Origin of the sequence: Flavobacterium sp. C3NV, assembly GCF_046825355.2 — a bacterium.
Taxonomy (GTDB): domain Bacteria; phylum Bacteroidota; class Bacteroidia; order Flavobacteriales; family Flavobacteriaceae; genus Flavobacterium.
The window spans coordinates 20,467-31,983 of record NZ_JBKQBJ020000003.1 but is presented as its reverse complement, the minus strand read 5'-3'; the positions used below and the strand labels follow the sequence as shown (position 1 = coordinate 31,983).

Genomic DNA, 11,517 nt, shown 5'->3' with positions numbered 1-11,517 from the left:
AAGGTCTTTTTTTATATCTTTGCAAAAATTAAAATGCCATGTATAAACTTTTAGCCAAAATCAATAAAGTCCTTTTACCTAGTTTTACCAAACAAGGTTTAGACATTTCGAAAGCAAAAAAATGGCAAATGGCTATTATTGGTTATCGCGCTTTTGTTACAAAACGTGCTGTAGAATAATCAAAATATCCCTTCACTATCATCCTTGTATTAAAGAGTTGAACTTAATTTCAACAATGCCTCTTGAGATAGAAATATTTACATCGTAAATACTTCTTATTTCATCAATTATTTCTAATGAAAAACAAAGATTTTAATATCCCTCCTATTTACGCCGTTCTATTAGCTATCGTAAGTGTACAATGCGGAGCAGCAATTGCCAAAAGTTTATTTCCCGCAATTGGAGCAGCCGGAACAGCTTCTATCAGAATTGGCGTGTCGGCTATAATTTTACTATTGGCTTACAGGCCAAATCTAAAAGCAATTACACCAAAACAATGGAAAATAGTTGTACCTTATGGATTGTGTTTGGGTGCAATGAATTTAATTTTTTATTTAGCAATAGAAAGAATCTCTATAGGACTAGCCGTTACGCTCGAATTTATTGGGCCTTTATTAGTAGCTATAATTGGGTCAAAAAGATTAGTTGATTATTGCTGGGTGATATTAGCAGCGATTGGAATCGCTTTGATCGCTCCGTGGACAAATGAAGGTATAGACCTTTTAGGAGTTTTCTTTGCGCTGTTGGCCGGTGCTTTGTGGGCAACCTATATTGTTTTAGGCGGAAAGATTTCTCAAATCATGAATGGTGGTCAGGCGGTTTCAACCGGAATGTTATTTGCGGCAATTTTGATCCTGCCTTTTGGTTTTTACGAAAACGGATTATCGCATCTTACTCCAAAACTTTTGAGTATGGGTGTTGCGTTGGCCCTTTTGTCTAGCGCAATTCCGTTTACACTTGAGATGAAAGCTTTAGGACAGCTTCCTCCCCGAACTTTTAGTATCTTAATGAGCTTAGAGCCTGCTGCAGCTTCCATCTGTGCTTTTATATTCTTGCAGGAAAAACTTAATATTTATGAAATTGTGGCTGTGTTTTGCGTTGTCATTGCTTCTGCCGGATCTACATTAACCGCTAAAAGATAAGTTATTAAACTTCTAATAATTAAAATTCCAAATTCCAATTTAAAAGTTGGGATTTGGAATTTTTAATTTTTGGGTTTTAATAAAGCAGTTATTATTTTTTAGGTAATAAAACTGTATCTACCACATGAATTACACCATTAGATTGATTCACATCTGCAATAGTAACTTTAGAATCGTTTCCGCTTTCGTCCGTGATGTATAAATCTTTACCTTTCATCCATGCAGTAAGAGTTCCACCGCTAACCGTTTTAAGAGTTGCTTTTCCTTTTCCTGCTTTTATAGCTTTAGCAATGTCAGAAGAATTCATTTTTCCTGCAACAACATGATAGGTCAAGATCGTTTGCAACATTTTTTTGTTTTCAGGTTTCAATAATGTTGTTACGGTTCCTGCTGGCAACTTGTCAAACGCGGCATTTGTTGGGGCAAAAACGGTGAATGGTCCTTTACTTTGTAATGTTTCTACTAAATCAGCAGCTTTTACAGCAGCTACAAGTGTAGTGTGATCTTTTGAGTTTACTGCATTTTCAATAATATTTTTATTTGGGTACATTGCGGCTCCACCAACCATTACAGTTTTTTGCGCAAATGATGTAAATCCAAATCCTAATGCTAAGATTGCTACGGCTAAAATTTTTCTAGTTTTCATAATTAATATTTTAAGTTATAAGCTCATTTACGCGGTAATAATTGTTTTGGTTTTATTAAATCTTCAAAAAAGTTTAAAAAACATTGAAACATCCTTAAAAAAGGCTGTAAAACAAGCTTTTAATACCTAAAAATATTTTTTATTATTTTTAAATTCGACGTGATCAATATGTTAATTTTATTGTTAACTTTAGTAAATAAATTCAGCTTTTATGGAAAATCTACCTAAAAAAATTAGAAGTAAAAAGTTAAATACAAGAGTTGACCTAACTGCAATGGTGAGTGTTTCTTTCTTGTTGATTATCTTTTTTATGGTCACCATTGAGTTGGCTAAGCCAAAAGTTGTTGATTTAAGTTTGCCTCAAAAATATTCTGATGAGGACTGGAATGGAGTTATAACTTGTGGAGTTGGAATGAGTGATCGTATTATAACAGTTTTATTAGATGAAAATGATAAAATAATCCTTTATGATGGGCTTTTGGGAGTAGAATCAGAAAATCCAAAGGAAATAAAATATGGCAAAAAAGGTATACGTCAGGAATTATTTAAAAAAAATAAAACTATTTTGGAGTATTCTGCCAAATTTGGAAGAGCGAATCGGGGAGCAATTGTAATTATAAAACCGGGTAAAAAATCAAACTTTAAAAATCTGGTTGATATTCTGGACGAAATGGCAATTGCTAAAATTGATACTTATGCAATTGTAAATGATTTTACGCCAGAAGAATCAAACTTATTAGCAGCAAAATAAAGTTCTAGTTAATCCAATTAATTTCATCTGCCATGCAAAATCTACCAAAAAAAGTAAGAAGTAAAAAATTAAGTACGAGAGTCGATTTAACCGCAATGGTAAGTGTTTCTTTCTTGTTGATTATCTTTTTTATGGTTACCATTGAGTTGGCTAAACCTAAAGCAGTTGATTTAAGTTTACCTGATAATAGAACGATTGTTTGTGGTCCAATAACACGTGAAGGAGAAAATAGATCAATAACTGTAATGTTAGGTGAAAATAATAAATTGATATATTATATGGGTATTTTAGAATCTCCAATGATTGCTCCAAAAGAAATTAATTATGGTAAAGACGGAATTCGAAAAGAACTGCTAAAAAGAAAAAATAGTTTGCTCCGATATGCTTCTAAAGGTACAAAACTAGAAAGCATAACAGTAATTATCAAGCCAAGCAAAAAATCGAATTATGGAAATCTTGTTGATATTTTAGATGAAATGAAAATTGCAAATATTAGTACTTATGCAATAGTACCTGAATTTACACCGGAAGAATCAAAATTATTAGCTTCAAATTAAAACATTTCAAACATGCAAAATCTGCCTGAAAAAATAAGAAGTAAAAAGTTAAGTACACAAGTTGATTTAACTGCAATGGTTAGCGTTTCGTTCTTGTTAATTATATTTTTTATGGTTACGATTGAATTATCAAAACCTAAAGTTTTAGAATACGGAACACCTGATTGTGATGATTGCGGTGAGAGATATGGTTGTAACATGCCTGATGAAAATCGATCAATGACAATACTCCTTGATGGTAATAATAAAATGATTACATATTGCGGTTTGTTATCATATCCAATTGACGCACCCAAAGAAGTAAAATATGGTAAAAATGGAATTCGTCAGAAATTGTTAGAAAGAAGCAAAAAAGTTTACGAATATTCAGCAGAAAGAGGCAAACGAGGAAGAGGTATAACTGTAATTATTAAACCAAGTAAAAAATCTAATTATGGTAACTTGGTAGAGATTCTTGATGAAATGAAAATAACAGGGATAAAATCTTATGCAGTTGTTGATTATTATACTCCTGAAGAAACAAAATTATTAGCTGAAAAATAATCCAAACTTCTTTTGAAAATTAATGCCTTAGCCCAGATAGAAGGGAAAATCCTTTTGTGTCCGCCGCGACGGACATAAAAGATTGGAATGATAGCTGGAAATAGCTCCTAAAGAAGAACTTTAAATTATTAAATTCCAAATTTCAATAGAAACGCGCTTCGACTTCGCTCAGCGTGACAACTTGAAACAAAGAAAACTTGAAACAAAAAATTGCTTTAAAAAAAAAGTCCCACATTGCTGTGGGACTTTCTATATTTAGAAAAACTTAAGAATTATTTTTTCTCAGTTTTTTCCATTTTAGCTTTCAATGCAGCTAATACATCATTGTTATCTCCTAAAGTTGCAGCTGGTGCATTTGTAGAAGAGTTAGATGAAGTATTTTCAGTTGCAGCTTTCACATTTTTCTCTTCTTCTTCACGGAAGATAGCAGTGTGAGAAGCAACTACTCTTTTGAATTCTTTGTTAAATTCGATTACTTTGAAATCAGCAGTATCACCTTTTTTCAATTTCTTTCCGTCTTCTTTTTCAAGGTGACGAGTAGGAATGAAAGCAACGATATCATCTCCGAATTCTACAGTAGCTCCTTTGTCAACGATTTCAGAAATTTCACCATTGTGGATAGTTCCTACAGCGAAAGAATCTTCGTATTGATCCCAAGGATTAGCAGTAGTTTGTTTGTGACCTAAAGATAATTTACGTCCTTCAACATCTAATTCTAATACAACTACATCAAGTTTTTCACCAACATTTACAAATTCAGATGGGTGTTTGATTTTCTTAGTCCAAGATAAGTCAGAGATGTAAATTAATCCATCAATTCCTTCTTCTAATTCTACGAAAATACCAAAGTTTGTAAAGTTTCTAACGATACCTGTATGTTTAGAACCTACTGGGTACTTAGAAGTAATGTCAGTCCATGGATCTTGAGTCAATTGTTTGATACCTAATGACATTTTACGGTCATCTCTATCTAAAGTTAAGATAACAGCCTCAACAACATCTCCAACTTTTACGAAATCCTGTGCAGAACGTAAATGAGTAGACCATGACATTTCAGAAACGTGGATTAAACCTTCAACACCTTCAGCAACTTCGATAAATGCACCGTAATCAGCGATTACAACTACTTTACCTTTTACTTTATCACCAATAGTTAAATTAGCATCTAAAGCATCCCATGGGTGAGCGTTTAATTGTTTCAATCCTAATTGAATTCTTGTTTTCTCATCATCGAAATCAAGGATTACAACGTTTAATTTTTGGTCTAATTCAAGAACTTCACTTGGGTGGTTGATTCTGCTCCAAGAAAGGTCAGTAATGTGAATTAATCCATCAACACCACCTAAGTCAATAAACACACCATAAGAAGTAATGTTTTTAACAACACCTTCTAATACTTGTCCTTTTTGTAATTGACCGATGATTTCTTTTTTCTGTACTTCGATATCAGCTTCGATAAGCGCTTTATGAGATACAACAACGTTTTTGAATTCGTGATTAATTTTTACCACTTTGAATTCCATCATTTTGTTTACATATACATCGTAGTCTCTAATTGGCTTAACATCAATTTGAGAACCAGGTAAGAAAGCTTCAATTCCGAAAACGTCAACGATCATACCACCTTTAGTTCTGCATTTTACAAAACCATTAACGATTTCTCCTGTTTCATTTGCAGAAATAACTCTATCCCATGATTTAATAGTACGTGCTTTTCTGTGAGATAATACTAATTGACCTGTTTTATCCTCACGGATGTCGATTAATACTTCTACTTTGTCACCAACTTTTAAGTTTGGGTTGTAACGGAATTCGTTTAAAGAAATAACACCTTCCGATTTTGCATTGATATCAACGATAACGTCTCTATCTGTAATTCTAACAACTACACCTTCAACTACTTCTTCTTGATCTGTAGCGATGAAAGTTTTTGATACTAAGTCTTCGAATTCTTGTAAGTTTTTCTCATCTACTGCATCGATACCTTCTTCGAAGTTATGCCAGTTAAAATTTGCTAAAAACTCTTCTTGTGATTTTAATTGTTCAGACATGCTGATAAAAAATTTGTATTCTGCTTTTCTTGAGTTTCATAAAGCGATAGAAAAAACAGAAGTTGTTTTACATAAATAGTTGATACCTAATGGAAACTCTTCTCTGCCAAAAGGTTTGCAAAATTAATACATTTATTTGTAATAGCAAAACAATTCTATATGATTATCAGTGTATTGTTCAGGAGCAGCAAATTTAAGGGTTTTCAAGACCTCAAGTCCCGCTTTCACTCCTATCTTTTATGGTGAACCCCACCATAAAAGGATATCCACTCTATCGGGGCTATATTAGAGGTTTTTAGATTTTCAAAAACTATTTGTCAGGCTGAGCGAAGTCGAAGCTCTTTATTGCTAAACAAACCATTAAATTCGATCAGCAAACAATAATTTAAAGGAAAGCTCTAAAGCTTACGATGCACAACTACCTTTTGTTTAAGTTTAAAAATTTGACAAAAATTTGATCAGTAAAAAGAAAATTATAATCTTTAAAATTCTATTCCGCTTTTAAGCTTTACAAACAAATCATGAATCATTCTCTGAACGTTTTCCTGCTCTAAAGGAGTTGAACCTTCATACAATAAAAACAGAATAAACAACATTAATAATATAAAGAACAGCACCATAAGTACATTAATAAATAACGACTTCCGATAAAAAGTATAATCCTCGATATTGATTGAGTTTGCAATAAAAATCCAGGGGTTAATAGTAAGGTCTGGCCTGTAATGAGCTAAACCCAATAAAAATGTCCGAATCAAATCTTTTCGATTAACATAGTAACCGCCAAAAAGATGGCTGGAAGTAAAATATTCGCTATGTATAATCTCTTTTTCATCTACTTTAACTCTCCAAAAAAGCTTTGTTATGCTGCCTCCTTCTGATCTTGCCCCTCTGGAGTTGTAAGACAAACAATCAATATCAAATTTTGCTGCGTAAATGCCTTTTTTTTTCCCTAAATCTCTTTCCGTAAATTGATTCCAGAGTAACTCATTAACAATTGTATTAGTGAACCTATTAAAATAACGAACTCCTTTTTCATCAATTATAGTAGTGGTGTATCGTTTACTTCTTTCATAAACTACCTTATATATAAAAAAGCCAATCGCAACGGCAATTGATAATGCCAAAACAATTAAACCTAAAATCTCTTTTCCGGACATAAAAGGTTCTTTGAATAATTCTGCTATTAAATAAATAATCAGGCCAGCTCCTCCTAATGCAAGTGCTATAATCAAAACACCAGTTGTAAAATCCCAAAATGTATTAGAAATCGAACGAACAGCACGAAACGGAGGAAGATAATTCTTATTAAGGGATAGCATATTGTAATTTTAGAAACAAATGTACAATGTTTAATCTGTAAATAAAAACCTATAAAAAATATAGATTTGTAAATATAAATGTAGATTTATCTGAAATTAAATTTGCTTACATCTTATACTTATTGAAATAACTTAATTTCTTATTTTTATATTATGACCATGACACTCGACGAAATAAAACTAAAAATAAACACTTTCCATCAAAACGGACAAGTTATTAATGCTGTTTACTGGCTTTTGAAAAAGTACAATCTTAAGAACAAAAACCTAAAAAGATTCGAATTCAGAGAAAAGGCAAAGCCTGATTTTATCTTAATGACAACCGAAGGCGATTTCGGACATCTGCAAATCATACGAATTCCTGAAAACACTTTCGAATTTCCATTAGAATTAATGCTTGTTTTAATTGCACATGAAATGGTACACGTCAATCAAAAAGCTCAAAAACCTTATATTTTAGATAAAAATGAAAGAGAATGGCAGGCTTATTACGAAATGAATTTTCATACTCAGTTTCCTCAAATTCCTAAAATATCAAACTTTTATAAAAAATTCTTTGCCAACAAAGGACTTGAATATTACAACCGCATGGGAGAAGGTTCTGAACTTCAACAAAAGTATGCAGATCAAAAAAAGCAAGTCGAGGATTTGATCGCCACTTTAAAATAACTTTACTTTTATTAATCTACAAAGTAATAAATAAGCCCTAAAATCAAATGCAAAATACAGCAGACAAAATCCTGATACGTTGCTGTTGCCTATAATCAATATTATAGTTTTCAGGATCTATATAATGATTTGAGAAAATAATCGGATCTACAGTAATGTCAGGTCGATAATGAGCAACTCCTAATAAAAACGCTCTTATCAATTCTAATCGATTTGCATAAAACATAGCCAAAAAATGTTTTCCTAAAAAAGCATCATTATGTACGGTTACCGTACTATCAATCAAAACAGGCCAATAAAACTGATCATAAAATGATTTCATTGGTCTTATCGATGTAACATCATACTTAGGAGCTTCAAATACATGTGCAAGTTTTTCTCTTTTGGTAAAACTACTCCAAGGTAAATCTTTAACCACTCTGTTATTAAATTTATTCAAATAATGAATTCCTTTCTCGTCGATTATAATAGTGGTAGACATTTTTTTTCTGGAATAAATCAGTAATAGTGCTATGCCACCTAAACCGATAAAAAAGATTAAAAACAAAAAAACAGAAGATATTACATCTAAACCGATTTCTTCTTGGGAGCTAAAAAGTAAAAAGACAATTCCTGCAACGAAAAAAAGAACAAAACACACCCAAAATAAACCAAAAATAAAATTCAGCAACAGTATTGGTTTTGAACTGACGGCTATAAAAGGCGGAATAGACTTTTGTTGACTTAGCATATTTTAATCTAAAGATGAATAATCAAATATACATATAAACTGAAAAGAAAAACCCGCTTTCTACAAATAGAAAGCGGGCTTTTAAATTATATAAAGAATCATTAATGACTCAAATTCTCAATTTCTTTTGGATCGTGTTTATGTTTGAATAAAACAGCAAAAGCAATCGCGATAACCAATGCATAAGCCGCAAACGACAACCAGATCGTATGCCAGTCTTTCATCAAAATTGGATTGGTAAAAATTCCATCTGTTGAAACTGAATTCCCTTGACTTTTTACAAAATCTAACATTTTAGAATTTGTTGCATCAGTTTGTAAAAATCCGGCTAATTCACTTGTGTTACTGAATGATTTTGTAAAGAAACGATCAATCGCCCAGCCTGAAGTCAAACTTCCTAAAACAGCTCCTACTCCATTGGTCATCATCATAAACAATCCTTGAGCTGATGAACGTATTTTAGAATCGGTATTACTTTCTACGAATAATGAACCAGAAATATTAAAGAAATCAAATGCCATTCCGTAAACAATACAAGACATAATGATCATCCATAAACCGCCTACAGGATCTCCAAAAGCAAATAATCCGAAACGTAATACCCAAGCCAACATACTAATCAACATTACCTGTTTGATTCCAAAACGTCTTAAGAAAAACGGAATCGCCAAAATAAATAAAGTTTCCGATACCTGAGAGATCGACATAATGATAGTCGAATATTTAATTACGAAAGAATCGGCGTATTTAGGAAAATGTTTGAATTCATCCAAAAATACATCTCCGTAAGCATTTGTTAATTGTAATGCACCTCCTAAAAACATAGAAAACACAAAAAACAAAGCCATTTTATAATTTCCGAAAAGTTTAAAAGCTTCTAAACCTAAAGTTTCCGTTAATGTAGCATCTTCTTTAGTAAGGCGCTGTGGCTTACATTTAGGCAATGTAAACGCATAAATCCCAAGAATTAAGGCTCCAACCCCAGCAATATAAAATTGATATTCAGTTGCTTTACTTCCACTTAAATTAGTGATCCACATTGCAGCGATAAAACCAATAGTTCCCCAAACACGAATAGGCGGGAAATCTTTTACGATGTTTTTATTATTTAACTTAAGCGAAGTGTATGAAATAGAATTACTCAAGGCAATTGTTGGCATATAACAACACATTGCAGCAAACATTACATATATAAAATTATCCGGTGTGGTTACCTGTGCAATACCAAATAAAACTAAAGCGTAAATTATATGCAAAAAACCATATAACTTTTCAGCATTTACCCACCTGTCGGCAATGATTCCGGTAAGTGTGGGCATGAATAAAGAAGCAATTCCCATGGTTCCGAAAACAAGACCAAACTGGGTTCCTTCCCAATTTTTAGTTCCAAACCAATAATTTCCAATTGTTATAAGCCAGGCTCCCCAAACAAAAAATTGAAGAAAGCTCATTATAATCAACCTGTTTTTAATTCCCATATGATGAAATTGTCTTTAAAATAATAAATGAAGCGGTAAAACTACCATTAAAATAAATATCTACAAAAATTTAATTCGTTTTTACAACATCATTTACTAATTCTAAAACAGCAGCGAACTGTTCTTCTCTGCTTAAGTAAGAATTATCTATTTCTATAGCGTCATCTGCAATCACCAAAGGAGAATCTTCACGATGTGTATCGATATGATCTCTTTCGACTACGTTTTTCAAAACATCTTCATAAGATACGTTATCCCCTTTTTGCTGTAATTCATCAAAACGTCTTTGAGCGCGGGTTTCAGCACTTGCAGTCATGAATATTTTAAGTTCGGCATTCGGGAAAACAACTGTTCCTATATCTCTTCCGTCCATTACAATTGCTGCATTTTTTCCCATTTCCTGTTGTTGTTCTACTAATTTAGAACGTACCTCAGAAACTTCTGCTACTTTACTTACAAAATTAGAAACTTCAATAGTTCTAATCTGTTTTTCGACGTTCTCACCATTCAGGAACATTTCTCCAAAACCTAAATCAGCATTAAACTTAAATTCTAACTGAATTTTAGGCAACGCTTCTTTTAAAGCATTTTTATCAAAAAAATCAGCTCCAATAAACTTATTTTGCATTGCAAAGTAGGCAACTGCACGGTACATCGCTCCGGTATCTACATAAACATATTCAAGCTCTTTTGCTAATTGTTTTGCCAAAGTGCTTTTTCCTGTTGATGAGAATCCATCAATAGCAATGGTAATTTTTTTCATTTTTATTTTTTAATTTAATTCATTTTGTGCTTTTGCTGTACAAATTCAATCCTTCTCAGCCTACCATTTCATTGTACCTTCTAAAACATTCTGCGAATATAAAACACTATTGAGTAGAAGTAAAAATAAAATATAGTATTTCATGAAATTTTAATGAGAGAAGATTTAAAACAAGCGCAAAAAAAATTATCAGTAAAAAAATATTTACTGATAATAATATTATTCAATGTAAAGTTTGTTTTTTATTAGTGGTTAAATCCGTTTTTAATAGTAAACATCCAAAATAATTTTAGATTTTGAAGTATCGATTATCTTTTCAATTCTTTTAAAAAATTGTTCGTTAACCATTGGGCATCCATGACTATTGCTGATATAATAATCCTGCTCTTCATAAGGAACTGCTGAGTAATAATGCAAAACGATAGCTCTTTTTAATGCATTATTATTTGTTTCGTCAAGACCGTTTAATTTATAAGATTTTCCGAATCCGCCTTTATAACAGTTTTCGATAGAATATCTACCTAATGCAGTGCAGTTTGAATTTGGTGTATTGCTAAATCTTAAACTTCCTTTTACTCCGGTTTCAGATCCTGAACCATGAGCTACCAAACCCTGATCTATAATTTTATTGTTTACAAGATCATAAACAAAAAAGCGATTTTTACCTGATGGTATTCTCATGTCTACAAAAAAAGCAATTTTAGTATTGTATTTAGGATCAATACTAATCATGTTTTTTATCTCACCTATTCTGGTATTCATTCTCTCTACTTCAAGAGTAGACATAACTTCCTTTTTATAGTAGTGCTTTGTACCCGTAAAAAACCCTACAGTCATGAACAAAAACAAACTGAATATTTTCATATAA

General features: G+C 32.0%; 13 protein-coding genes. 6 read left to right on the top strand and 7 right to left on the bottom strand.

What is annotated here, in order from left to right; all coding sequences use genetic code 11:
• Positions 1 to 38 precede the first annotated feature (38 nt).
• Positions 39 to 179 (top strand): SsrA-binding protein, encoded by a 141-nt coding sequence (locus tag ACIDC4_RS05240; protein ID WP_412042051.1) that lies wholly within the window; start codon positions 39 to 41, stop codon positions 177 to 179.
• A 117-nt stretch (positions 180 to 296) separates the two neighbouring features.
• The gene (locus ACIDC4_RS05235) at positions 297 to 1,142 is read left to right on the top strand and encodes an EamA family transporter (protein ID WP_412042050.1); all 846 of its coding nucleotides are present in this window, start codon (positions 297 to 299) and stop codon (positions 1,140 to 1,142) included.
• A gap of 91 nt (positions 1,143 to 1,233) precedes the next feature.
• Here the strand turns inward: ACIDC4_RS05235 and ACIDC4_RS05230 are convergent, their stop codons facing one another.
• Entirely contained in the window at positions 1,234 to 1,788 is a 555-nt protein-coding gene (locus ACIDC4_RS05230; protein WP_412042049.1) for a fasciclin domain-containing protein, read from the bottom strand.
• A 211-nt stretch (positions 1,789 to 1,999) separates the two neighbouring features.
• Between ACIDC4_RS05230 and ACIDC4_RS05225 the strand changes: the two genes are divergently transcribed.
• From ACIDC4_RS05225 to ACIDC4_RS05215, 3 genes are read left to right on the top strand one after another with little or no spacing between them, the layout of a single operon-like run.
• Positions 2,000 to 2,539 carry an ExbD/TolR family protein gene (locus ACIDC4_RS05225; RefSeq protein ID WP_412042048.1) on the top strand — a complete coding sequence of 180 codons (540 nt, stop codon included), beginning with the start codon at positions 2,000 to 2,002 and terminating at the stop codon, positions 2,537 to 2,539.
• A gap of 32 nt (positions 2,540 to 2,571) precedes the next feature.
• Entirely contained in the window at positions 2,572 to 3,096 is a 525-nt protein-coding gene (locus ACIDC4_RS05220; RefSeq protein WP_412042047.1) for an ExbD/TolR family protein, read from the top strand.
• A 12-nt stretch (positions 3,097 to 3,108) separates the two neighbouring features.
• Entirely contained in the window at positions 3,109 to 3,639 is a 531-nt protein-coding gene (locus tag ACIDC4_RS05215; RefSeq protein WP_412042046.1) for an ExbD/TolR family protein, read from the top strand.
• Between the two features lie 272 nt (positions 3,640 to 3,911).
• Here the strand turns inward: ACIDC4_RS05215 and rpsA are convergent, their stop codons facing one another.
• Both rpsA and ACIDC4_RS05205 read right to left on the bottom strand, forming a co-directional pair.
• Complete coding sequence (rpsA, locus tag ACIDC4_RS05210; protein ID WP_056253708.1) at positions 3,912 to 5,690, bottom strand: 30S ribosomal protein S1; 1,779 nt, start codon at positions 5,688 to 5,690, stop codon at positions 3,912 to 3,914.
• A gap of 482 nt (positions 5,691 to 6,172) precedes the next feature.
• Complete coding sequence (locus ACIDC4_RS05205; protein WP_412042045.1) at positions 6,173 to 7,009, bottom strand: hypothetical protein; 837 nt, start codon at positions 7,007 to 7,009, stop codon at positions 6,173 to 6,175.
• Between the two features lie 159 nt (positions 7,010 to 7,168).
• Between ACIDC4_RS05205 and ACIDC4_RS05200 the strand changes: the two genes are divergently transcribed.
• Entirely contained in the window at positions 7,169 to 7,678 is a 510-nt protein-coding gene (locus ACIDC4_RS05200; RefSeq protein ID WP_488381130.1) for a hypothetical protein, read from the top strand.
• Between the two features lie 43 nt (positions 7,679 to 7,721).
• On the opposite strand, the gene ACIDC4_RS05195 is transcribed toward ACIDC4_RS05200, so the two are convergent.
• From ACIDC4_RS05195 to ACIDC4_RS05180, 4 genes are all read right to left on the bottom strand, one after another.
• Positions 7,722 to 8,159, bottom strand: a complete 438-nt coding sequence (locus ACIDC4_RS05195; RefSeq protein ID WP_412042043.1) for a hypothetical protein — start codon at positions 8,157 to 8,159, stop codon at positions 7,722 to 7,724.
• 350 nt (positions 8,160 to 8,509) lie between these two features.
• Positions 8,510 to 9,886, bottom strand: coding sequence for a nucleoside permease (locus ACIDC4_RS05190; RefSeq protein WP_412042042.1), 1,377 nt, complete (start codon positions 9,884 to 9,886; stop codon positions 8,510 to 8,512).
• A gap of 70 nt (positions 9,887 to 9,956) precedes the next feature.
• Positions 9,957 to 10,649 (bottom strand): (d)CMP kinase, encoded by a 693-nt coding sequence (cmk, locus tag ACIDC4_RS05185; protein ID WP_412042041.1) that lies wholly within the window; start codon positions 10,647 to 10,649, stop codon positions 9,957 to 9,959.
• Between the two features lie 264 nt (positions 10,650 to 10,913).
• On the bottom strand, positions 10,914 to 11,513 hold the full coding sequence (locus tag ACIDC4_RS05180; protein ID WP_412042040.1) for a murein L,D-transpeptidase catalytic domain-containing protein: 600 nt from the start codon (positions 11,511 to 11,513) through the stop codon (positions 10,914 to 10,916).
• Between the last annotated feature and the right edge of the window lie 4 nt (positions 11,514 to 11,517).

What these genes read in the sequence shown, in the direction of transcription:
- ACIDC4_RS05240 (WP_412042051.1), top strand. Translation starts at nt 39, where the DNA reads ATGTATAAACTTTTAGCCAAAATCAATAAAGTCCTTTTACCTAGTTTT.
- ACIDC4_RS05235 (WP_412042050.1), top strand. Translation starts at nt 297, where the DNA reads ATGAAAAACAAAGATTTTAATATCCCTCCTATTTACGCCGTTCTATTA.
- ACIDC4_RS05230 (WP_412042049.1), bottom strand. Translation starts at nt 1,788, where the DNA reads ATGAAAACTAGAAAAATTTTAGCCGTAGCAATCTTAGCATTAGGATTT.
- ACIDC4_RS05225 (WP_412042048.1), top strand. Translation starts at nt 2,000, where the DNA reads ATGGAAAATCTACCTAAAAAAATTAGAAGTAAAAAGTTAAATACAAGA.
- ACIDC4_RS05220 (WP_412042047.1), top strand. Translation starts at nt 2,572, where the DNA reads ATGCAAAATCTACCAAAAAAAGTAAGAAGTAAAAAATTAAGTACGAGA.
- ACIDC4_RS05215 (WP_412042046.1), top strand. Translation starts at nt 3,109, where the DNA reads ATGCAAAATCTGCCTGAAAAAATAAGAAGTAAAAAGTTAAGTACACAA.
- rpsA (WP_056253708.1), bottom strand. Translation starts at nt 5,690, where the DNA reads ATGTCTGAACAATTAAAATCACAAGAAGAGTTTTTAGCAAATTTTAAC.
- ACIDC4_RS05205 (WP_412042045.1), bottom strand. Translation starts at nt 7,009, where the DNA reads ATGCTATCCCTTAATAAGAATTATCTTCCTCCGTTTCGTGCTGTTCGT.
- ACIDC4_RS05200 (WP_488381130.1), top strand. Translation starts at nt 7,169, where the DNA reads ATGACACTCGACGAAATAAAACTAAAAATAAACACTTTCCATCAAAAC.
- ACIDC4_RS05195 (WP_412042043.1), bottom strand. Translation starts at nt 8,159, where the DNA reads ATGTCTACCACTATTATAATCGACGAGAAAGGAATTCATTATTTGAAT.
- ACIDC4_RS05190 (WP_412042042.1), bottom strand. Translation starts at nt 9,886, where the DNA reads ATGGGAATTAAAAACAGGTTGATTATAATGAGCTTTCTTCAATTTTTT.
- cmk (WP_412042041.1), bottom strand. Translation starts at nt 10,649, where the DNA reads ATGAAAAAAATTACCATTGCTATTGATGGATTCTCATCAACAGGAAAA.
- ACIDC4_RS05180 (WP_412042040.1), bottom strand. Translation starts at nt 11,513, where the DNA reads ATGAAAATATTCAGTTTGTTTTTGTTCATGACTGTAGGGTTTTTTACG.